Consider the following 21,007-nt stretch of genomic DNA (forward strand, 5'->3'; position numbering starts at 1 on the left):
GACCCGCGTCCCGCTGACCAATCCAGAACGGAAGCCGGTTCATGCAGACGCCGCTTCGACATCGTCGATCGTCACGTAGATCGCATCGTTGTCGACCTGGACGTCATAGACCTTGACCGGAATCCACGCAGGCACACCGGTCACTTCGCCGGTGAGAAAGCTGAAACGCGAGCTGTGTGCCGGACATTCGACGCTATCGCCGCAAATCCAGCCGTCGCTGAGCGATTCATCCTCATGCGTGCAACGATCGTCTATCGCCCGAAAACCATGGCCTTCGATATGGGCAACGCAAAGCGTCCGATTGCCGATTTCGACCTTCTTCATCTCGCCAGGCGGCAGATCGCTGGCCTTGAGAACTTTAACCTTGGTCATGCGCGCGGGCTCCAATTGTCGAGAATGACGGGAAACGAGATGTACGTCGGGATCTGGTCCCTTGGATCATCGGAGTGCTTGAGGGGCAGCAACTGCGCAGCGATCTGTGGATCACGCCGGATTCCTGCACGGAACAGGCCCTGGACAAGCCGGAGATGGCTGCCGCTCTTGCCGTCATTGCCGAGAACAGCTCGCAACCCGAGGCATTGATGCGCACCAGTCGCAAAGGCCAGCCCGTACCGACTGATGCCTTCAGGCACCTCCCGCTTGGGATTGAATTCATTGGCGTCTTCGCCAAATATGGCCGCGTCCCGGCCTGCCCGTGCAACCCAGGCCTGGACCTCGTCACCGGCCTTGACCTGGACCGTACCAGCATCCACGTCATCGACAGCGAGGCGCGTGATGAAAGGCACGAATGGCGCGCGCAGCCGAAGCGCCTCCTGCAGCGCGTTGCTGATGAATTCCATATCCTCGACCAGCGCGCGGTCATCGGGATGTTTTTCGAACCAATCGAGCAGATATTCCACGGTCGAGAGCACGGCCTGTGCACTTGTCCCGGTCGTCGCGACGAAGAAGAGGATAGCTTCCTTTATCCCGACATCCTCATCGGCATAGGTTTCATGTGCCTGCGTAGCGATCATCTGGAGGAGGTTGAGGGGGACATCGTCTTCGGACAGTTCGCCAGCTTCCAGCTTCTTCAATTGCCGGCGGGTGAACTCGAGCGAGGGGCGATAGAATTCTTCGACGAATACGTGCTTGGCCTCGATCCCTGCGTTGGTGACGCCTTCACGATCCTCAAAATGGGCCGCGCTCAAGCCACCGAAGATCGGCAAGGCGCAACCGCGCAGGCGGGCCATGCCTTCTTCGGATTCCACCCCCTCGATGCCGATGATCTTGGCTGCGAACTCGAGAAAGATCAGTTCGACGACGCCCGCAAGGTCACAGCCGAACGCTCCCTCCTCATTGGGCTTGACCATGCGGGACATCCACCGATCGACCGAAGGGAGAATAATATCCTCCCGGAACCGGACCAGTTGCTCGGGTCGCACCAGCGAATTCAGCAGACGCCTGCGCTGGCGATGCACGTCGCCATTGCTCATGGCCAGATTGCCTTGCTGAAATTCGCGGACGTTGATCGCAGCCAGCGCGTTAGGGCAGATATAGTTGTCCGCCGAGACATCGGCGTTTTCCTCGACCGCCTTCGAGCGCAGAACCTGCTGCATGGCATCCAGCGTATCAATTTTGACACGCGAGACCGGGCACTGAGACGGGGGGCTCTGTTGCTCGGTATCCATCTATCAACTCTCCTATGGCGGTGAGAGCGTGCGGTTGCTTGCCAGGGCATCCACCGCTCTAAACTCTGGTGATCGGACTAGAGGCAAACCGCCGGTCCGTATGTCACCGATGCTGGGGACTAGCGCCGAAACGGCGGCACGAGCGCCTAGAGTGCCGACCAGCCGCCATCGACCGGAAGACAGACGCCCGTGACGAATTCCGCCTCGTTGGAGCTGAGGAACATGACTGCCTGGGCAATTTCGCGCGGCTTTCCAAGGCGCTTCATCGGATGCATATCGCCGATGGCTCGTCGCGCAGCGTCCTGCTCCGCCCGTTCCAGCCCCGACAGGCTTTGCGCCATCATGCCGGTCGGTATGCCACCGGGCGCAACCGCGTTTATCCTTATGCCGTCGGTGGCATATTCAATCGCGGCATTTTTAGTCAGGCCCACCACGGCCGCCTTGCTCGCCGCGTAGGCGGTTTGAAGGGCCATGCTGTGATGACTGAGGAACGAGGCGGTGTTGATGATGGAGCCGCCGCCCTGGATTTGCATGAGCTTGATCTCTGCACGCATGCACAGCCATACTCCGGTGACATTGACCCGGATCACACGATCCCATTCCTCGAAGGTCAGATCCGCCGTAAGCGTCGATGACTGCGTAATACCTGCGTTGTTGAACGCGCAGTCGATGCGACCGGTCACCGCTTGCGCCGCCTGCATTGCAGCGACGACCGATTCCTCGTCCGCCACATCGGCGGTTATGCCGTGAAAGCGAGCGTCGATGGCTCGCAGGAGTGCGGCGGTCTTGTCCAGACCGTCCTGCGACCGATCGATGCCGACGACATGGGCGCCGGCTTCGGCAAAGGCGAGGGCGCTCTCCTGGCCGATACCGCTCCCGGCCCCGGTGATGAGCACGGTCTTGCCGTCAAAACGAGCAGCCATTCTGTCTCTCCATTTTTATATCGTTGAACATGCTAGATCAGCGCACCCGCTCCAGGACGCTGGCGTAGTTGGCGACAGCCGCACCGCCCATGTTGAATATCCCGGCCAGTTGCGCGCCGGGCACTTGCATCCCGTCGGGAGCCTCAGCGCATAATTGCATGGCGCACAGGGCATGCATCGATACGCCTGTCGCTCCGATCGGATGGCCCTTGGCCTTCAGGCCGCCCGAAGCATTGACCGGCAGACGCCCCCCAATCTCGGTCCAGCCCTCCAGAACGGCGCGTGCGCCCTCGCCATGGGGCACGATGCCCATGGCTTCATACTCGATCAATTCGGCGACCGTGAAGCAGTCGTGGGTCTCGACGAGCGAGAGGTCGTTCAGCCCGATACCGGCTTCCGCAAACGCCATCCGCCAGGCGTGGGTGCAGCCTTCGAACTGGGTGATGTCGCGACGCGACATCGGCAGGAAATCCTGTGCATGGCCGCGTCCGCGAAATTGGACAGCGCGCGCGGCCTGCGCCGCAATGTCGGGCGCTGCCAGAATGATGGCCGCGGCTCCGTCCGAAACCAAGGAGCAATCCGTTCGCTTCAGCGGTCCAGCGACATAAGGGTTGCGCTCACTTTCCGTCCGGCAGAATTCATACCCCAGATCCTTGCGCATCTGCGCCCAGGGGTTGTTGACGCCGTTCTTGTGATTTTTGGCCGCGATCCGGGCAAGGGCATCCGACTGGTCACCATATTTCTGGAAATAAGCGTGCGCGATCTTGCCAAAAATTCCTGCAAATCCGCCGTCCGTGCCGCCTTCCTCGGCGAGGTACGAGGCACGCAGCAGGTTTTCCGCGATCTGTGGTGGTGTGGAATCCGTCATCTTTTCGACGCCGACCACCAGGACGGTCTTGGCGCGTCCTGCTTCGATCGCGTTCAGGCCCTGGAAAACCGCGGCGGACCCCGATGCGCATGCATTTTCCGTGCGCAAAGCGGGCTTGAAGCGAAGCCCCGGATTTGCCTGCAGTACCAGCGCCGACGTCAGGTCCTGCTTGGAAAAGCCAGCGTTGAAGTGACCCAGGACGATCGAATCGATGTCTTCGGGACCAAGCCCGGCATGCGCCATCGCCTCGTTGGCCGCAGCCACGACCAGCGTTTCCACGGTTTCTTCCGGCTGCTTGCCAAACGGGGTGTGTCCCCAACCTATGATCGAAGCGTTCACGCTGCTACTCCAAAATGATAATCGGGCAGATAAATGGCGCTGACTGAATTAGCGCCCAAGAAGGTCGCGCTGTGAAAGCCAATCCTCGGTAATCCTGGTGGCCTGATCGAGATGTTCTGGTTGCCCCACATAATAATGGGTCGCGCCCTCGATGATCACGTGTCGCTTGTCGCTTGAGGCGGCTGCCTCGAAAACCGACCTGCAGTGATATTGCGGCACCGCATCGTCTGCCGTGTTTTCGATGAAGAGCAGCGGCGCTGAAATGCAGGCCGCATTGGCAACGCCTTCGGCATTCGTGTCGTCGATCGACCATTGCGAGAGCCAGGCACGCAAGGTGGAGAAGCGCGCCAGACCCACAGGGCCGCTGTTGACCGTTTCGGGAACGCCCAGATAGCATCGGCCGATGGGCCGATCATTGGGGTCCAGCGTAGCGTCCAGGAAACGGGGGTCGGCCAGGGTTCTGTGCGTTACGAAACCGCGCTCGCGTTCGGCGCCGCCTGCCGATCTCAGCCGTTCGAGCGTTTCTTTCACCCACGCTGTAATCCGCCGCACCCGGACGAGCTGGGCCGCGCGATACCGTTCGATAAATTCGGCTGGGTAAGGCGCCTTAAATGAGCCGGCATAAAGGTCGAGGGTCGGGTCCCTGTTGTCCGGGTCAAGCTCGTCGATGACGGAAGGATCGATGATATCGAGCAGCAATTTGGCACGCGAGCTGTGGGCCGCCTGGAAAATGACTGCATCGGCAGGGATCAAACCTGCCTTCGTGAGATCGACAGGGTCACCCGCCGGGGTGTGCGTGATCGTCGGCTGTTCTGCCTGGGACTGATAGAATAGCGATAGCGAGCCGCCTCCGCTCCATCCCACCAGAACAACCCGGGTGTAGCCCCACACGGACTTCGCATGCTTGATATACGCCCCCAAATCCAGAAGCACATTTTCCAATATGCAGGCGGTATCGTTCCGCGCGTATCGGCTTCCGGCGCATAAAACATGTGCCCCGCGTTTTGCCGCTTCTCTAGGAACCGGGAGGAGTTGAAGCGTTGAAGCGGGGTGCATGTATATCTGAAGGGTTTTACTTGGGACGCCGACAGGTCTTATCAAGATGCCTTCGAGATTCACGGCACCCTGATTACCTGCAAAACCATATGTCTCGGTGAAGCTCTGCGTCTCATCATAATGCACATGCACCCAGTCGAACTGTAGCTCGTGAACTTCAGGCATATAAATACTGTGCCTCCCCAACCCGTATCGGCCTTCGGGCCTTGTGAATTATCGCTTCGGTGAGTATGATGTATCAGGAAGCTGTGTGCAGTCCTGTCCCTATCGCGCGGGACGGAAGACGATAATCAACGCGGCACCCAAGGAGAGAATATGCCTTTCTGGACCGCACTCTCGGAACCGGCGCTTCACAAGCTGGCGGCGAATTTTCCGGACCTGATCATGTCCATCGGACAGAAGCGGTTCGGAGTGCAGTTGTTGACGCTCCTTAACGATACCTGCGGTGCGGAGCATGCGACCGTCTTCCATCTGACTGCCGATAATTTGATCGAAGTGACAGCTGCCAGCATGGACGGCTCGGATACGGCCCACCGGCAGGTCGGCGTGTATCTCAAGGAGGGTCTATGGCGCCGCGATCCCACTTTGAACGAAGCGAAGCTCCGCCTATCCTCGGAAAATGAGGCATTTGTGCGCACCGATGTCGAGCATCTGAGCGACGACGTATTGCGCGAGATCGTTTACGGCGAGCAGGACATCAGCGACAGGCTGCTCATCTGTTCGCGCTGGGGCGATGATATTGTCGGGCTGAGCGTGCTACGCTCATCGCACGCCGGCCTGTTCACCCGCGCCGACATCGACGCCGTCCAGTCGATTGCGGGAACCATCTTCGCCCTTCTGGCCAAGCATATCAGCATCACGTGGGACGGCCCGAATGTATCCGTGGCTCTGACGTCGCTGCAGGAGATCGGAGCTTGCGTGTCGGCATGTGCTGCCTCGCTGCCCCGGCGCGAAGCCGAGGTATGCAGCCGGATCATTTATGGCATGTCGTCGGTAGGCATATCGCTGGAGCTGGAGATCAGCGAGGAGACGGTCATGACATACCGCAAGCGGACCTATCACCGGCTCGGCATCGCCACTCAGCGCGAACTGCTGTTGTGGTATCTCGACCTGTGGAGCCATTGGCAGGATCGCTCGACGCGGGAACCCGCCGAACTGTCCTGGAAGCCGCAAAAGGTGGCATGATAGGTCGCGAAGACCCTGCCGTCTTTACTTCGGTTCCGACGGATCCGGATAGTGCAGCATCCGCATCCGTCGTGGCACGCTCGCCAGAAACTTTCAGCGTTTGTGGCGACGGGCGGCTATGAGTTCGACCATCGCTTCTGCAACATCGCGGCCTGATTCGATGGCCTGCTTCTTGCCCTCGTTCCACATCGTGAGGTCGGCCAGCCCCTTGACCGAATGCCTGTTCCATTCGGGATCGGTCGGATGCGTTATTTCGAGGCGGAGACCGTTCGGATCGCGGAAATAAATGCTGTAGATCAGTCCGCCATGGTCTGTCGGACCAACCACGTCGATGCCCTTGTTGGTAAGCCATTGGTGCCACTGATCGACCTCGTCATGGGTCTCGGCCTGCAGCGCAATGTGATCGAATATTTCATATGCAGGGTGGGAAACGGCCGGACGCTCGGGAAGTCCGGGCGCCTCGAAAAAAGCGATGGTCGAGCCATCCTTCATACGAAAGAAAATGTGGAAGTAAGGGAACGCATCGCCGGTCGAAGGGATCGTGTCATCGACAACGGTGCTCGCCAGCTCCATGCCCATTATATTCATGTAAAAATCGGCGGTCGCTTCGACGTCGTGCGTCACCCAGGCTGCATGATTAAGCATGAGCGGGGTAAGCCTTGTCATCGAATCGGTGGCTACCGTTTCGGCAGACATAACCATGGAAAATCCTCTCCCATCAGGAATTATTACTGGATATAGGAACGCGTCTCGATCGGCTGTCCCCAAGTCGCGGGACCAGTTATCTATTCACTGGCAATAGAAATTGCGGGGACGGAATCGCGATTTTCGCGTTTCCATCGGTCAATTCGCCCCTGATGTCCCAAGGTCTCGGCAATTTCGTCCCGCCCCTCGATGAGTGCGATCTTGCGTCCCGCATCGATGTCGAAGCGGATCGCCCGCGCCATGCTCGTGCGGATCAACTGGCGCTGCAGATCAATCTGCATTCGGGCGGTTGCCGGTATTTCGGCAAGGCGCTGGAGCTGATCTTGGTCCGGCTCATCTAACACGATGGGAAGAATGCCGTTCTTGAAACAATTATTGTAGAAAATGTCGGCAAAGCTTTTTGCGACGATCGCGCGTATGCCGAAATCGGTGAGCGCCCACGGCGCATGTTCGCGGCTGGACCCGCAGCCGAAATTCTGGCCCGCAATAAGGATACCCGTTTTCCGCCAGGGATCACGATTGAGAATGAAGCCCGGATTGTCGCTCCCGTCCTCATGATACCGCATGCGGGCAAACAGGGCACGCCCAAGGCCCTCGCGACTCACCGTCTTGAGATATTCTCCCGGCAGGATCTTGTCGGTATCGATATTGTCCTGCACCAGGGGTGCCGCGATGGCAGTGAGGTCGGTAAATTTACGCATCACGCGTAGCTCCTCACGTCAACGATGGCACCCGCCACGGCAGCTGCAGCGGCCATGGCAGGCGACATGAGATGCGTGCGCCCCCCTGGCCCCTGACGCCCTTCGAAGTTGCGGTTCGAGGTCGAGGCGCAGCGTTCGCCGGGCGACAGGCGGTCGGGATTCATACCCAGGCACATAGAGCATCCTGCATCGCGCCACTCAAAACCCGCATCGCGAAAAATATCGGCTAGCCCTTCCTCTTCGGCCTGGCGCTTGACACTGCCTGAACCCGGCACAACCAAAGCCCGCACGCCTGGAGCAACCTGACGATGCAGCGCGATAGCCGCTGCGCTGCGCAGATCCTCGATCCGTCCATTCGTGCAACTGCCGATAAATACGACGTCGATCTTGACGCCCTGGATTGGCTGTCCGGGGTCCAGAGCCATATAATCGAGCATCGTGCGTACCTGATCCCTTTTGTCGTTCGCCAAGGCCTCCAGCGTCGGAACCACGCCATCTACGCGAGTCACGGCTTCCGGGCTTGTTCCCCAGGTGACCATCGGCGCGACGTCGGATGCATCGACAACCACTTCCCTGTCGAACGTCGCGTCCGTGTCTGAGCGAAGCGCGCGCCACCGATCCAGCGCCGTCACAAGGGCGTCGCCCGAAGGAACGCCCGGTCGGCCTTCAAGCCAGTCGAAGGTCTTGTCGTCCGCTGCTATCAGACCAGCCCGTGCGCCGGCCTCGATCGACATGTTACAGACCGTCATCCTTCCTGCCATGTCCAGATCGGTGATGGCTTGGCCTGCATATTCGATAACATATCCGGTACCGCCAGCGGTTCCGAGTTTGCCGATGATGTAGAGAATGAGGTCCTTGGCCGTCACCCCGACCGGCAGCGCATTTTCCACCCGCACACGCAGTGTTTTGGCCGGCTTCTGTCGCAACGTCTGCGTCGCCAGCACATGTTCGACCTCCGAGGTGCCAATGCCGAAGGCCAAAGCGCCAAACGCGCCATGCGTCGATGTATGGCTGTCACCGCACACGATCGTCATGCCCGGTAGCGTGAGCCCGAGTTCAGGACCAATGACATGGACGATGCCCTGCGCTTCGCTGCGCAAGGCGACATAGGGCACGGCAAACTCCGCGACATTGCGTTCCAGGGTCTCAACCTGAATTCGGCTGTCGGGATCCGCGATGGGACGATCCCGATGTTCGGTGGGCACATTATGGTCCGCGACGGCAATCGTCAGTTCGGGATGCGCAAGCCTTCTGTTCGCGATTCGAAGTCCCTCGAAGGCCTGTGGGCTGGTTACCTCATTGACCAGATGGCGGTCGATCTGCAGCAGCCATGATCCATCGTCCAGTTCCAAGATCGCATGCGCGTCCCAGATTTTCTCGAACAGGGTGCGTGCCTTTTGCATCATACGACTTCGGCCAATGTGGCCTTTGCCCCCAGAGCATCTCTCACACGCCCGCCGACACAGGCGCCGGGCAGGGCCGCTGCGTCCTCCGCAGCGTCCAGTAGCCTTGTCAGATCGATGCCCGTGGCGACGCCCATCTTGGCGAATGTCCACACCAGGTCCTCAGTGGCGACATTGCCCGTAGCGCCGGGCGCGAAGGGACAGCCGCCAAGCCCGCCGAAGGACGAATCCACTACGCCAACCCCTGCATGATAGGCCGCCAGGGCATTCGCGACGCCCAGCCCATAGGTGTCATGGCCATGGAAAGCCCATCTTTCGATCTGCGGGAAGCGCGCCTTCGCCCGCATGAACAACTCGCCGACGCGATCAGGCGTGACCCGGCCGGTCGTGTCGCAAAGGCAATATTCGGAGTCAGGCGAAATCTCCGCCAGCGCCTCGATCAGGTCGAGAGCCTCATCAGGATTAACGGATCCATCGAACGGGCAGTCGAACGAGGTCGCCAGATTGATGCGCACCTCGGCATAGACCGGCAGCATAGCGACGATCGACCGGAAATCCTCGACCGACTCACGCGGCGTTCTGAGCACATTGCTTTGATTATGCTTGGGCGAAACCGACAGCACGAAGGCGAGATGGCGGGCGTCCGCCGCCAGAGCGCGTTCCGCCTGACGCTGGCTGGGCACGAGCACTTGCACATCCAGGCCGGGCTTGTCCCCGCAATAGGCCAGCAATTGCGGTGCATCGGCCATTTGCGGCACCGCGCGCGGGCTGACGAACGCCGTCGCCTCCATCCGGCGAATGCCAGCGTCATACAGCTTGTCGATTAGCGAGAGCTTCTGCTCGGTGGGGATGAACTGCTCGATGGGCTGGAAGCCATCCCTTGGCCCCACTTCGACGATCGATACGGACCGGGCGCTCATGTCAAAACTCCAGAATGTTTCAACGAGACGATCCGGCTTTCGTCATAGCCTAGTAACTCTCGCATGATCGCTTCGCCGTCGGCACCAATGTCAGGGCCAGTGCTGCGAACCTGTCCAGGTGCATCGGGAAAATGGGGAACGATGCCAGGATGGAGAACTGTCCCGATCAGCGGATCTTCAACTTCGCGGACCATGCCACGGGCGCGATATTGCGGGTCGTGCGCGATATCCTGCGCCGTGTAGACCTTTGAGGACGGGATATCCGCACCGGCAAGCATCTGCGAAAGCCTCTCGGCCGTATATTGGCCGCTCCATTCGCCGATCAAGCTGTCGAGTTCGGCGGCATGGCCCACTCGCTGCGCATTGCCCGTAAAACGCGGATCGTCCACCAAGTCGGAGCGGCCCATGAGGGCGAGCAGCTTGGCAAAGAGGGGCTCCGAATTGGCGGCGATCAATATCCACTGCTCGTCCGCGGTAGGATAGGCGTTGGATGGCGCAGCCGTGGCGATCGCGCCCCCGGTTGGCTGCTTTATCTTGCCCAATGCGCCAAATTCAGGAAGCATCCCCTCCATCATGCTGAGCACGCTTTCGGTCAGCGCCACGTCGATCGTTTCGAAGCGCGCCGTGGCCCCGAACTTCTCTCGCCGCCATAGCGCGGAAACGATGCCGAAGGCGGCGTAGAGCCCTGCCAGCGAATCGCCGATGCTGACCCCCACGCGAACCGGAGGCAGGCCATGGGTTTCAGGGGGATGGTTGGTGAGATAGCGAATGCCGCCGATTGCTTCGCCGATCACGCCGAACGCCGCCTGATTGCGTCCTGGGCCGCTCTGGCCATAGCCCGATACATGGGCCACGATCAGTCCTGGCCGCCGCTCGCGCAATATGTCCGGGGCAAGTCCCATCTTGGCGAGTTGGCCGGGACGGAAATTCTCGACGACGACATCGCAATGCTCGACCAGATCGAGCAATATGTCCCGGCCCTCCTGCGCCTTGAGATCAAGTGCGATACTGCGTTTGTTCCGCCCATGCACCGACCACCAAAGCGACCGCCCATCGATCTGCGCCCCCCATTGCCGCACGGGATCACCCTTGGGCGGCTCGATCTTGATGATGTCGGCACCCAGGTCGCCGAGCAGTCGCGTGCAAAAGGGCGCAGCGACGAAATGGCCGATTTCCAATACGCGAATACCCGAGAGGACTCCGCCTTCGCCACTTTGCCCTTCCATCATGCGCTCACCGATTCTTTGGCAGCGCTGCTCAGCCGCTTGTAATCGGTGACCCGCGACGGATCGATCTCGAGCGGCCTTTTGTAGGACGGGTCTTGAACGTCGCGGCTGGGCTGCGGCGCGGTTTCAGCGACCTTGAACTCGAAAGGCTGCAGGCAGTCATAATTCGGCCCGCCTTCGGGCGTCTTGGCTCCCTCGATCGTGTTGATCGAAGGGGCCACCCAGTCCACGATATATTCGCGGGCGACGATCCCCCATTTGCCATCGCGCTTTTCCATCCGGTCGATGTAACGACCACCGATCGCGCTGAACGGTGCGCCCGTCTTGTTCATGCCCGAATAGGACAGATAGGTTTCGCAATGCGCGACATTGCCATCGATCCAGGCGAGATGATTGCCGATCATATGCTGGGTCGAGCTGTGGTTTTCGGAGTGCATTTTGCGTACCCACGGCCAGAACTCATCGGCTGAGCCGACGAACATGCTATGATCGTCCAGAGCGTCGCGATGATATGCCGACATCACCATCTCTTCATCGAGACGATCGACGCCGCGGCAGTAGCGATTCACGACGTCCAGAATCTCCTGGCGGTCCATCAGGTAGGTCAGCTTCTCCTGCATCTCTTCCAGCGTCATTCTATCTCTCCTCTCCGGTTCCAGTCCGCCGCGCGCTCGATGCGATCCAGCAGCCGATGGGTTATGATGGCATCAGCGAAGGTGGGGACAGTCAAAGACCCGCTGGTCAGATCGTCATGGACCGCGCGATACGCGTGCGCGACGGCATCGGAATAGCCCGCCGGATCGGTCGCCACGCGGCGATACTCGACGGGCACGGCCAACTCCGCGAGCGGACTGGTGCCTTGACGTCCTCGCAGGCGCACATGGCCATATTGCAGATGGCCGCTATCGCCTTCAACGACCAGCACGCCCTTGGTCCCGTTGATCTCCCAGCGAAAATTATGTTCGGGCGCGTCTCCGCCACGATAGTGGAGCGACACAACACCGCCCCCTTTCAACAGGCCACCGACAACGATCTGATCGGGCGCCGTGGCCGAGACGACATCCTCGCTATCTACCAGCCCGACCGAGACGTAATGGGTTGCTAAAGTGGCATGAAGGCGGGCGAAATCGCCCAGAACCCAGGTAAATGCATCAAGCATGTGCCCGAATGGTATGCTCAGCATGGTCGCGCCGGTCTTATTGTCGAGCACATAGGCCATGCCGGCCATGGCAACGCCGCCCCATGGAAACCCGCCGGCCCCCATCACGCTGGAAGAGATCACGTCGCCAACATAGCCTTGGCTGACAAGGTCGCGCAGATAGCCGACGACAGGCGCGCTTCTGCCCTGCAAGCCGACGAATGTCCGTACGCCGCGCGCCTTTGCGGCATCGGCGATGTCGGCGGCATCTTCCAGGTCCCTGCCGAGCGGCCATTCGCAATAGACCGCCTTGCCCTGATTGAGCGCATGGGCGACCAGTTCCTTATGGTGCGGCACCTTGACGGTCACGACCACAAGGTCGACGTCCGGATGGGAGGCGAGCCGGGCTGGATCGTCGGTAGTAAAGTCGATACCATATACCTCGCCCGCCGCCTTCGCGCTGTCGGCCGTCGAAGCCGACAGCCCCTTGATCGCGAAGCGATCCGGCATCGCGCGAAGGGCTTCGACGTGCGCCGTGGCGGCCCATCCACCCTTGGCGCTAAGGCCAATGATACCGACACCGAGCGGCTTGATGGCAGTGCCCATCTATCCGTCCGTCCGCTGTCCAGGAGTGAATTCGACATTGAGGCTTTCCAGGGCATGGATCTGGAAATGCTCCATGTAGCGCGGCGCAGGATGCTTATCGGATATGCGGATATCCTTCAGCCGCTCCAGCAGGCGGCCTATCGCCACGCGCATCTCCATGCGCGCCAGTTGGTTGCCGACGCAGAAGTGGATACCCCGGCCAAACGCCAGATGGTTGCGGACGCCCTTGCGATCGATGTCGATCTTTTCGGGGCATTCCCACTTGGCCTTGTCATAGTTGCCCGCGAGATAGCTTAGCTGCACCACCGTGTCCTTGGGGATGGCAACACCGCACAATTCGGTATCCCGCGTCGTGAAGCGATATTGATGCGGCACGGGTGCGTGAGCCCGCAGCATCTCCTCGATGACCGCAGGGATCATCTTGGGATCGGCTATCAGCCGGTCCTTCAACGCCGGATCGCTCAGGATCATGTTCATCGCACTGGTGATGCCGGTGGTCGTCGTCTCGTTACCCGCGACCAAGACAAGCTGTGCGATCATCAGCAACTGGCCCATGGTCAACTTCTGACCATCGACATCGGCATGGACGAGGCGACTGAGCATATTGTCGTTGGGCGAAACCTCATATTCACGCGCGCGCGCAGCCAGATAATTCTGCATGTCGATCATACGATCGGTCAGCAAAAGTTCTCGTTCGGGTGGGCAATTGGGATCGTTGCGGTCGACCCAGGCTGTGGACCAGAGCTTGAACTGCTCATAATCCTCGCGTGCCACGCCCAATTGATCGGAGATGATGTACATCGGAAGATGGACGGCGAATCCGGCACTCAGGTCCGTTTCGCCCGCCTCGATGAAGCCGTCGATCAACTCATCAACAAGGCCCAGCGCATAGGGCTCGAGCTTTTTCACATAGCTTGGCGTGAACACCTTATCGACCAGCGCGCGATGCAGGCCATGCTCGGGCGGATCGGCGAACGCCAGCACATGTTCCTCGGGCCAGCCTCGCTCACGATACCGTTTCGCCACCTCCTCGGAAACGGAGGTCTGGCGGTTGATCATGATCGGCGTCTTGCTGGAGAATATCTCCGGATGGCTGTTGACGAAATTGATGTCGTCATAGCGGCTGACGATATACATGTTCGTGCCAGGGTCGCGATAGACCGGTGCCTCTTCCAGCAGCCGATTGAGAAAAGGGAATGGACAACGCTGCACCTCCGGCGATGCGTAGCTTCCCAGGTCATCTTTCACGATTTCCATATGCCTGCTCCCATTGGCCCACGGATCGAGCTCGCTATCGGAGCAGTCCCAGGTGCCATTCTTTCAATTGCCAGTAAGCCCTAGCAGACCAACCACCGTCAGCCTGTCACCGAGAACCGGGACAGGCGCCGATAATCACGTCAGTCCTGCAGCGTGAATGACGCTGCCCCGCATCTGGCGACCGCCTCGTCCTGATCGGACGACGCGCCGGAAACGCCGATGGCGCCCACGCAATGCGCCTCGTGATAAAGGGGAATCCCGCCGCGAAACGGATAGAAATCGTCGATCGCGATCATCGAAGGCATGGCCATGGCAGCCTGTTCCAACTGTGCGGTCGGCATGTTGAGCTCGAGAGCCGTACGCGCCTTTCCCTCTGCTACGCGCAGAGAGATTAAGGGAGCCGCTCCAAGCCGATCGAGACGCAGCATATGGCCGCCATCATCGACAATGCAGATGGTCACCGCCAGATTCTCGGTCTGCGCAAACGTCCTGGCAGCCTGCATGATCGCATCGACCTCAAGGGTCGTAAGATGGGGTCTGGATATCATGATCCGCTCTCCAGAGGTGCCGTCCGATAAAGGTCGAGAATCAAAGAGTCTATTTCCCGGTCCGACTTCGTACGTGCGAGCTGGCACATATATTCGGCGTCGGTTCCAACCTGGTAGCGCGTCTCCGGCTTTTCAGCCCGCAACGCCTCGACGACGATTTCCGCGACCGTCTCGGGCGATGTATAGTTCGCGTTTGTCAGACCTTCATCCGCCCGATATTTCATTTGACGATAGAGGTTGCCGTAGAGGGCGGCCTCTTCGTCGGGCAGTTCGGAAATGACCTGTGCAAGCGATGCCTGGCTGCAGCGCATCATTTGCGTGTCGAGTGACCCTGGCTGGATCAGGACGACGTCGACGTTCCAAGCGCCTGCTTCCTGCCGCAACACATCGGCCAGCCCTTCAAGCGCGAATTTGGACGCGACATAGCTCGCCATCACCGGGGTAGCGACCACGCCAGACCAGGAACCGGTCAATATGATACGGCCATGGGTCTTCCTCAATGCCGGCAAGCAAGCCTGATAGACAGCCAGGTTCGAGAGACAGTTTATCTCCATCGTCCGTCGGAAGACATCGAAGGAGGTCGTCTCCGCCGGAGCGAAAGGCGCGACCGCCGCGCATATGACGACTGCGTCCAGCGATCCCATGAAATCCACGAGCCTTTCGACCTGAGCCTTGAGCAAATCGGCATCGGCCAGGTCCGCGACTTCCACAATTGCACAGCCGGGACAATCTTCGCAGAATGCTGGAATCGCTTCGGGCCGTGAAACGGTTGCACCGACCCGATAGGACGCGTTCACAAGCGCCCTGGTGACCGACAAGCCCATGCCGCCATTCGCCCCGACTACGAGCGCATTGGGAACAGTCACAGGTTGAGGCCGGCGCAGCGCGTTGCGGTCACAGGGTTTCTCGAACAAGGGCGAGGGTGCCATGATCCTCCACAGCCGTGGAAACCCGGAGCAGCGCGACCGCCATTGTTTCCCAGCCGTAGCTTTCGGGCGGACAGGTCAGCCAGCCGATATAGAGCGTCCACAACGCCGCGCGCCTGTGCTCGGTCCACAGCATTTCGAGGGTCGGCGGCGACAGCACCCCGAATTCGATCAACTTGTCGCGATAATAATCGAGCAATTCCCGCTCGTGCCTGCGTCGTTCCGCGATCGATAGCGCGGTGTTGATGATATAGGTCACATCATGCAGCGCGAAGCCCTTCACGCAAAGCTGCCAGTCATGCAGGCCGACGCTAAAGTCCGGCATCCGATAGGTATTGCCGATGTGGAGGTCGCCATGCAGCAGCGTCTGCGGCAGGGTCGCCTGGTGTTTCTTGTTGGCGACCATGCCAGCGAAAAGTTCGCGCTCTGTCGTACCCAGCCGCTCCAGAAGTTCCCGCTTGAACTTATGCAGTTCCAACTGGCTGCGGATACCTTCCTCCGGGATCACGCTGCGCATATGGGTCTCAACGCCGCCACTCAGATGGGTCTCGACCCATGAGAGGTCGCCGGCAAAGCGATCACTCTCCCAATAGGTCGCATGAACCTTGGCAATGGCGTCCAGAATGCGTTTAACATTGTCGACGCCAACCTCATCGAGATTGCTTGGGAAGGTCGCGCCGCGCTTCGTGACATCCTCCATTATGAGGAGGTAGCGCTTCGTGTCCGGATCGAAATGGCCGCCGAGCGAACCTGGCGCCTCTATGGCCAGGCCCGGCCTGATGCGGTTGTAGAAATTGACCTCGTTCGCGAAGAGCCCGTCCAACTGGCAATACCAGGCATCGGTGCCCTTCTTGCCCGGATCGAACGACAGTTTGAGTATGACGTCCCGCGGCAAGCCGGCGGGAGCCCCTGCGGCGTAATCCAGTGTCGCGGTGGCGCGGGCCGAAGTCGATACGTCCCCGTCCCCATATTCATGCGACTTGACGATAGTGAGGCCGCTGACACCGGCGCCTGGGATGACGGGGCTGACAATGGCCGTCAGCAGGTCGGGCGTCAGATCAAAAGGAGAGGGAGGTATCTGCACGTTGGCAATTCCTTCGCGGTTATTCAAATAATGCGGCGAGGATATCGAGGCTGTCCGAGAGCAGCGCGAACCGGCTCGCCTCGAACGCGCGCGCCTCGTCCTCGGGCAGCGGCGTATCGTAGGTCAGGCGTCGCTCGACCAGGGTTGGGCCTTCGGCACCCACCGGCGTGAGCTGCATGGCGCCGTAAACATTGTAAACGGGCAGCGGGAGGTCGCCGACAACATCATATTCCTGCGTCCAGGTCCGATCATCCATGCCTGTCAGCACTTCGTCGAAACAGGATCCATCACCATAAGTCACCCTGCGCTTCACGCCGATGGTCAAACCATCGCCGCCTTCGAGCGAAATGACCGGGTGATGCTCGATCCAGCGTGCATGCGTCCCGAAATCTCGAATGGCCTCCCAAACTGTTGCGACGGGAGCGTCTATAATTCGGCGTGCGCGAACGGTTGGCATGGATGACGTTCCTCGTGCGTGGATGGTCGGTCAGTGAGCGGTCATGCCGCCGTCGACCGGGATTGCGGCCCCAGTGATGAAGGAGGCATCGTCGCTGGCCAGAAACGCCACTGCGGCAGCTATTTCATCTGGCCGGGCGAACCGCTTGAGAGCATGTTTATCCGCCCAGCTATCCATCGTTCCCTCGTCCATGAAGGACAGAGCGAGAGGCGTGAGAACGCCGCCCGGGCAAAGGGCATTCACCCGAATATTGTGGCGTCCATATTCCAGAGCAGCTGTCCTCGTCATGCCGACGACCGCTGCTTTGGATGCCGAATAGATCGACAGCGTCTCGAACCCGATCAGCGCCGCAACGGATGCGACATTGACGATGGCGCCGCTGCCGCCCGCGACCATGGCGGGAAGGACCTGCTTCATCGCCAGCCAACAGGCTCGCAGATTGACGTCGATCACCCGGTCAAAATCGTCATTCTCCCCGTCGGCCAGCAAGGCAGGCGTTCCGTCGATCCCGGCATTATTGACCAGAATGTCGATCCGGCCCCATCGTTGCTCGGCTTCCCGCACGGCGGCGTGCAGCACCGACGCATCGGACACGTCGCCGACGGTTGCGAAAGCCTGGTTGCCGATGGCCTCGGCAACAGTCCGCACCTTTTCATCGAGATCGACGCATAGGACGCGCGCGCCTTCGGACGCCAGGCGGCCGACCGTGGCTTCCCCTATCCCTTGCGCCGCGCCTGTCACCAGCGCCACCTTACCCACCAGTCGCGGTGCCGGATCGCCCATCACAATGTCCATCCACCATCTGCGGCATAGCTGCCGCCGGTCAGGAAACTTGCCGACTTCGATGCAAGAAAGACGATGAGGTTCGCAATCTCGGCAGGACTCCCCGGTCGCGGGATCGGCAAGCCGGACGCGAATTGCAGGATTGGCTCGAAAGCGGCCGCCCCGCCTTCAGGACGGACCATTGGCGTGTCGACAAGGCCTGGATGGACTGAATTAACCCGAATATTATCCTTGGCGAGATCGAGCGCCGCCACCTTGGTCATGCCGGTCACGGCAAACTTGCTCGCCACATAAGCGATCGCACCGCGTTCTGCCTTGAGGCCCGCCACGGACGACACATTGACGATCGCGCCACCACCCCTACCGATCATGGAGGGAGCGACCGTTTTCATGCCCAGAAAGCAGGAAATCTGGTTGATCTCGATGACACGCCGATAATCGGCTTCGCTAACCTCGAAAAGCGGTGTCGGCGTCGGAGCGATGCCGGCATTATTAACCAATATGGATACCGGGCCGAAGCTGTCTTCCGCCACGGACAGGACCGTCTTCCAGTCGCACCCGTCGCCGACGTCATGCGCGACGAACCGCGCCGCCTCGCCGATCTCGGCAGCGACCTGCGTGCCGAGCGCCTGTTTGATATCGGTCAGGACTATCTTGGCGCCATGTGCGGCAAGCATCCTCGCTGTCGCGGCCCCAATGCCACCGGCCGCGCCGGTCACGATCGCGACGTCCCCCAGAAAAGTTTCGGCGTCCATATGTCGTCCTAGCCGGGGAGGCCGATCCGTTATCGACCTCCCTGTCCCACCATCAGAAACGATAGCTGAAATTCGCCCCATAGGTGCGGGGTTCGCCGGTGAAGCGGACGGCGCCGTCGCCTGCCGACGCCACCGAATTCCAGTAATATTTGTTCGTCAGATTGCGGCCGTAGATACTGACCCGCCACCCGTTGATCGATTCCACACCAAGCCTGGCGTCAAGCAACGTGTAGGAAGGCATTGCAAAGTCAGCACCTTCGCCCAGATCGGCAAACGTCTTGTCCCGATAGGTAACGGTGCCGCCGACGAACGGTGAGATATCGCCGCCGGTGTCGAACTTATATTCCGCGTCCAGGTTGGCGGACCATGGCGGCGCATAGTTGAACTGCTTGCCCGAGAAATCGAGGGGCGCGCCTGCAAAGTCGAAGCCGACATATTTGCTAACCTTGGTCTTGATATAAGTGGCGCCGCCGTTCAGCCGCAGGCCCCCGAATTGCGCCGTGATATCGATGTCCGCGCCATCCACGGTCGACTTGGGGATATTGACCAGCGTCGCCGTCACCAGCGCGCCCTGCAGGACGGGCAGGAACGAGAAGAACTGCTTGTTCACATAGTCATAGTGGAACGCCGAAGCATTGAGCTGGACGTGATTGTCGAACAGCGTGAGCTTTGCGCCCGCCTCGTAAGAGGTTAGCTTTTCCTGCTTCACCGGCTTGATGACGGAATTGAACAGGTTGACGATGACCGGGAAAGTGCCTGCCTTGAAGCCCCGGCTTACCGATGCATAGAGCAGGACGTCCGGGGTTACCTTGTAATTGACGGCACCGCGCCAAGCAATATTATGCTCCTTCTGCTCGCCGTCCGCAAAGATGGGCAGGAAAGTCGGGGCTGCGCTCCCGCCCCCGTCGTCGATCGTGATGCACCCTCCGGAGACATAGGCAGCCGCCAGGGCCGGATTGATGGCGCCGACGATCGCTTGCGAAATACCCCGGATGCCGGGCGTGCCGCCCTTGTCGAACGTGCAGCCGTCGATCGTCTGCTTCGTTTCCGTGTACCGGGCCCCGGCCGTCAGGGTCAGGCCCTGGACGACCTCATAATCCACGCTGCCGAATACCGCGGCGCCCCGCTGGGTGAGATCATATTTCCATTCGGCAGGCGAATTGGCCGGAAAGCCGGTATAGCCTGTATAGGCGTTGGCCACGCCTTCTGTAATGTCGTCCTTGCCGTAGCTCGCGCCAAGCACAAAATTGATACCCGCATCGGCATAGTTGCCGGACAGGCGAATTTCCTGGTTGATGGACTTAATATCCGCCTTTGCAGTTGCGGGCTGCATAGGAACGGCGGTGCCGTCCTGGTCATGGGGCGAACGGAACCTCGTCTTGATGTAATTTGTGATCGAAGTCAGCGTCAACGCTTCGCTTATGTCATAGTCCGCCCGCAGCACGCCTTGATAGGTATAGCTGTCGGCGCGCGTGTCATATCCCGTGTCGAAGTCGGCGTCGCGCGCGTTGGTCGGCAGATGATCCCGATAGGCCAGGAACGGGGCTGCCGAAGCGGCGGCCGGATTCACTGGCTGGATGAGGAATGCCTGGGCCTGCTGCTGCTCGCTGCGATCCTTCGAGGCATTCAGGTTGACCGAGATCTTAAGCCGGTCGGTGGGCGTCCAGTCCAGAAGCAGCCTGCCAGCGATCTTGTTCTGATCGCCATTTTTCTGGTTGTTGAGATAATAGCCACGCTGCCAGCCGCCGAACTGCGTGGTCTGGACCGCAACGCGCGCAAGCAACGTGTCCGACAAGGGGCCGCTGACGAAGCCTTCCGCATTGGTTTCGCCCCAACGATTGACGTCCACGCGGAAGCCGGCGGAGAGATCCTTGGTGGGTTTGGCCGCAATCACGTTGATCGAGCCACCAGTCGCGTTCTGGCCAAACAGGGTGCCTTGGGGGCCCTTGAGCACTTCGACGCGCTCGACGTCCAGGAACAATGCCTGTCCCATTACCGGATAAGGCAGGGCGGCTTCGTCGATGTACGAGCTGACGGTTGGGGGAGCAGATGCCTGGAAGGAGTTGAAATTGACGCCGCGCAGCGAGAATACCGGCGGGCCGAAGACGCTGGTCGAGGCAGTAAAGCCCGGGACGATCGAACCAAGCCCTTCTGCATCTATGACACCAGCGCTCTGAAGCTGGGTTGCTGATGCGACCGAAACGCTGACGCCCACATCGTTGAGGCGTTGCTCACGCTTTTGCGCTGTGACGATGATGTCACCCAAGCCGGATTGGTCGGCGGCCGGCTGCTCGGCCTGCGCGGGCGCACCATCGGTCTGAGCGCTGGCCTGAGCCGCCATCAGGATCGACGACCCTGTCAACGCGATGATCGCCGCAGACGTGTGGAACTGGTGCTTCATGGTACCCCTCTCCTGACATGCCCCTCCTTGGGGTCTATGTCATATTCTTTAGTGTCAGG

21 protein-coding genes are annotated in these 21,007 nt (G+C 60.2%); 1 reads left to right on the forward strand and 20 read right to left on the reverse strand.

What is annotated here, in order from left to right; translation table 11 throughout:
• Positions 1 to 39: 39 nt before the first annotated feature.
• From ACZ2HM_RS11705 to ACZ2HM_RS11725, 5 genes are all read right to left on the reverse strand, one after another.
• Complete coding sequence (locus ACZ2HM_RS11705) at positions 40 to 372, reverse strand: Rieske (2Fe-2S) protein (protein WP_371388758.1); 333 nt, start codon at positions 370 to 372, stop codon at positions 40 to 42.
• A complete protein-coding gene (locus tag ACZ2HM_RS11710) occupies positions 369 to 1,595 on the reverse strand; it encodes a cytochrome P450 (RefSeq protein ID WP_470425297.1) in 1,227 nt (408 codons plus the stop codon). Before ACZ2HM_RS11710 ends, ACZ2HM_RS11705 begins: the two co-directional genes overlap by 4 nt.
• A 218-nt stretch (positions 1,596 to 1,813) precedes the next feature.
• Positions 1,814 to 2,590 (reverse strand): SDR family NAD(P)-dependent oxidoreductase, encoded by a 777-nt coding sequence (locus ACZ2HM_RS11715; RefSeq protein ID WP_470425298.1) that lies wholly within the window; start codon positions 2,588 to 2,590, stop codon positions 1,814 to 1,816.
• 37 nt (positions 2,591 to 2,627) lie between these two features.
• Complete coding sequence (locus ACZ2HM_RS11720; protein ID WP_470425299.1) at positions 2,628 to 3,797, reverse strand: acetyl-CoA acetyltransferase; 1,170 nt, start codon at positions 3,795 to 3,797, stop codon at positions 2,628 to 2,630.
• Between the two features lie 48 nt (positions 3,798 to 3,845).
• Complete coding sequence (locus ACZ2HM_RS11725; RefSeq protein ID WP_470425300.1) at positions 3,846 to 5,018, reverse strand: alpha/beta hydrolase family protein; 1,173 nt, start codon at positions 5,016 to 5,018, stop codon at positions 3,846 to 3,848.
• Between the two features lie 150 nt (positions 5,019 to 5,168).
• Between ACZ2HM_RS11725 and ACZ2HM_RS11730 the strand changes: the two genes are divergently transcribed.
• The gene (locus ACZ2HM_RS11730) at positions 5,169 to 6,038 is read left to right on the forward strand and encodes a helix-turn-helix transcriptional regulator (protein ID WP_470425301.1); all 870 of its coding nucleotides are present in this window, start codon (positions 5,169 to 5,171) and stop codon (positions 6,036 to 6,038) included.
• A 93-nt stretch (positions 6,039 to 6,131) separates the two neighbouring features.
• Here the strand turns inward: ACZ2HM_RS11730 and ACZ2HM_RS11735 are convergent, their stop codons facing one another.
• The 15 genes from ACZ2HM_RS11735 to ACZ2HM_RS11805 form a co-directional block, all read right to left on the reverse strand.
• Positions 6,132 to 6,740 (reverse strand): VOC family protein, encoded by a 609-nt coding sequence (locus ACZ2HM_RS11735; protein ID WP_371388754.1) that lies wholly within the window; start codon positions 6,738 to 6,740, stop codon positions 6,132 to 6,134.
• An 83-nt stretch (positions 6,741 to 6,823) separates the two neighbouring features.
• Positions 6,824 to 7,402 (reverse strand): 3-isopropylmalate dehydratase small subunit, encoded by a 579-nt coding sequence (gene leuD / locus ACZ2HM_RS11740; protein ID WP_470425302.1) that lies wholly within the window; start codon positions 7,400 to 7,402, stop codon positions 6,824 to 6,826.
• A 41-nt stretch (positions 7,403 to 7,443) separates the two neighbouring features.
• A complete protein-coding gene (gene leuC, locus ACZ2HM_RS11745) occupies positions 7,444 to 8,850 on the reverse strand; it encodes a 3-isopropylmalate dehydratase large subunit (protein WP_470425303.1) in 1,407 nt (468 codons plus the stop codon).
• The gene (locus ACZ2HM_RS11750) at positions 8,847 to 9,767 is read right to left on the reverse strand and encodes a hydroxymethylglutaryl-CoA lyase (protein WP_470425304.1); all 921 of its coding nucleotides are present in this window, start codon (positions 9,765 to 9,767) and stop codon (positions 8,847 to 8,849) included. The genes leuC and ACZ2HM_RS11750 overlap by 4 nt, the downstream gene beginning before the upstream one ends.
• The gene (locus tag ACZ2HM_RS11755; protein WP_470425305.1) at positions 9,764 to 10,996 is read right to left on the reverse strand and encodes a CaiB/BaiF CoA transferase family protein; all 1,233 of its coding nucleotides are present in this window, start codon (positions 10,994 to 10,996) and stop codon (positions 9,764 to 9,766) included. The genes ACZ2HM_RS11750 and ACZ2HM_RS11755 overlap by 4 nt, the downstream gene beginning before the upstream one ends.
• Complete coding sequence (locus ACZ2HM_RS11760) at positions 10,993 to 11,628, reverse strand: nuclear transport factor 2 family protein (protein WP_371388750.1); 636 nt, start codon at positions 11,626 to 11,628, stop codon at positions 10,993 to 10,995. The genes ACZ2HM_RS11755 and ACZ2HM_RS11760 overlap by 4 nt, the downstream gene beginning before the upstream one ends.
• A complete protein-coding gene (locus ACZ2HM_RS11765; RefSeq protein ID WP_470425306.1) occupies positions 11,625 to 12,737 on the reverse strand; it encodes a Gfo/Idh/MocA family protein in 1,113 nt (370 codons plus the stop codon). Before ACZ2HM_RS11765 ends, ACZ2HM_RS11760 begins: the two co-directional genes overlap by 4 nt.
• The gene (locus tag ACZ2HM_RS11770) at positions 12,738 to 13,994 is read right to left on the reverse strand and encodes a cytochrome P450 (protein WP_371388748.1); all 1,257 of its coding nucleotides are present in this window, start codon (positions 13,992 to 13,994) and stop codon (positions 12,738 to 12,740) included.
• A 140-nt stretch (positions 13,995 to 14,134) separates the two neighbouring features.
• A complete protein-coding gene (locus ACZ2HM_RS11775) occupies positions 14,135 to 14,497 on the reverse strand; it encodes a GlcG/HbpS family heme-binding protein (RefSeq protein WP_470425307.1) in 363 nt (120 codons plus the stop codon).
• Positions 14,498 to 14,538: 41 nt separating this feature from the next.
• Positions 14,539 to 15,456 (reverse strand): SDR family NAD(P)-dependent oxidoreductase, encoded by a 918-nt coding sequence (locus ACZ2HM_RS11780; RefSeq protein WP_470425308.1) that lies wholly within the window; start codon positions 15,454 to 15,456, stop codon positions 14,539 to 14,541.
• Positions 15,437 to 16,552 carry a phosphotransferase gene (locus tag ACZ2HM_RS11785; protein ID WP_470425309.1) on the reverse strand — a complete coding sequence of 372 codons (1,116 nt, stop codon included), beginning with the start codon at positions 16,550 to 16,552 and terminating at the stop codon, positions 15,437 to 15,439. The genes ACZ2HM_RS11780 and ACZ2HM_RS11785 overlap by 20 nt, the downstream gene beginning before the upstream one ends.
• A 19-nt stretch (positions 16,553 to 16,571) precedes the next feature.
• Entirely contained in the window at positions 16,572 to 17,009 is a 438-nt protein-coding gene (locus tag ACZ2HM_RS11790) for an SRPBCC family protein (RefSeq protein WP_470425310.1), read from the reverse strand.
• Between the two features lie 30 nt (positions 17,010 to 17,039).
• The gene (locus ACZ2HM_RS11795; protein ID WP_470425311.1) at positions 17,040 to 17,804 is read right to left on the reverse strand and encodes an SDR family NAD(P)-dependent oxidoreductase; all 765 of its coding nucleotides are present in this window, start codon (positions 17,802 to 17,804) and stop codon (positions 17,040 to 17,042) included.
• Positions 17,792 to 18,547 (reverse strand): SDR family NAD(P)-dependent oxidoreductase, encoded by a 756-nt coding sequence (locus tag ACZ2HM_RS11800; RefSeq protein WP_470425312.1) that lies wholly within the window; start codon positions 18,545 to 18,547, stop codon positions 17,792 to 17,794. The genes ACZ2HM_RS11795 and ACZ2HM_RS11800 overlap by 13 nt, the downstream gene beginning before the upstream one ends.
• Before the next feature lie 52 nt (positions 18,548 to 18,599).
• Positions 18,600 to 20,948, reverse strand: coding sequence for a TonB-dependent receptor (locus ACZ2HM_RS11805; RefSeq protein ID WP_470425313.1), 2,349 nt, complete (start codon positions 20,946 to 20,948; stop codon positions 18,600 to 18,602).
• Positions 20,949 to 21,007 lie beyond the last annotated feature (59 nt).

This window comes from Sphingobium sp. KKT206, assembly GCF_055640555.1.

Excerpts from the sequence above, each read along its gene's own strand:
- ACZ2HM_RS11755 (WP_470425305.1), bottom strand. The coding sequence starts at position 10,996 with ATGATGGAAGGGCAAAGTGGCGAAGGCGGAGTCCTCTCGGGTATTCGC.
- leuC (WP_470425303.1), bottom strand. The coding sequence starts at position 8,850 with ATGATGCAAAAGGCACGCACCCTGTTCGAGAAAATCTGGGACGCGCAT.
- ACZ2HM_RS11705 (WP_371388758.1), bottom strand. The coding sequence starts at position 372 with ATGACCAAGGTTAAAGTTCTCAAGGCCAGCGATCTGCCGCCTGGCGAG.
- ACZ2HM_RS11800 (WP_470425312.1), bottom strand. The coding sequence starts at position 18,547 with ATGGACGCCGAAACTTTTCTGGGGGACGTCGCGATCGTGACCGGCGCG.
- ACZ2HM_RS11735 (WP_371388754.1), bottom strand. The coding sequence starts at position 6,740 with ATGGTTATGTCTGCCGAAACGGTAGCCACCGATTCGATGACAAGGCTT.
- ACZ2HM_RS11725 (WP_470425300.1), bottom strand. The coding sequence starts at position 5,018 with ATGCCTGAAGTTCACGAGCTACAGTTCGACTGGGTGCATGTGCATTAT.
- ACZ2HM_RS11730 (WP_470425301.1), top strand. The coding sequence starts at position 5,169 with ATGCCTTTCTGGACCGCACTCTCGGAACCGGCGCTTCACAAGCTGGCG.
- ACZ2HM_RS11795 (WP_470425311.1), bottom strand. The coding sequence starts at position 17,804 with ATGGACATTGTGATGGGCGATCCGGCACCGCGACTGGTGGGTAAGGTG.
- ACZ2HM_RS11760 (WP_371388750.1), bottom strand. The coding sequence starts at position 11,628 with ATGACGCTGGAAGAGATGCAGGAGAAGCTGACCTACCTGATGGACCGC.
- ACZ2HM_RS11775 (WP_470425307.1), bottom strand. The coding sequence starts at position 14,497 with ATGCAGGCTGCCAGGACGTTTGCGCAGACCGAGAATCTGGCGGTGACC.
- ACZ2HM_RS11770 (WP_371388748.1), bottom strand. The coding sequence starts at position 13,994 with ATGGAAATCGTGAAAGATGACCTGGGAAGCTACGCATCGCCGGAGGTG.
- ACZ2HM_RS11765 (WP_470425306.1), bottom strand. The coding sequence starts at position 12,737 with ATGGGCACTGCCATCAAGCCGCTCGGTGTCGGTATCATTGGCCTTAGC.
- ACZ2HM_RS11750 (WP_470425304.1), bottom strand. The coding sequence starts at position 9,767 with ATGAGCGCCCGGTCCGTATCGATCGTCGAAGTGGGGCCAAGGGATGGC.
- ACZ2HM_RS11710 (WP_470425297.1), bottom strand. The coding sequence starts at position 1,595 with ATGCAGCAGGTTCTGCGCTCGAAGGCGGTCGAGGAAAACGCCGATGTC.
- ACZ2HM_RS11715 (WP_470425298.1), bottom strand. The coding sequence starts at position 2,590 with ATGGCTGCTCGTTTTGACGGCAAGACCGTGCTCATCACCGGGGCCGGG.
- ACZ2HM_RS11805 (WP_470425313.1), bottom strand. The coding sequence starts at position 20,948 with ATGAAGCACCAGTTCCACACGTCTGCGGCGATCATCGCGTTGACAGGG.
- ACZ2HM_RS11790 (WP_470425310.1), bottom strand. The coding sequence starts at position 17,009 with ATGCCAACCGTTCGCGCACGCCGAATTATAGACGCTCCCGTCGCAACA.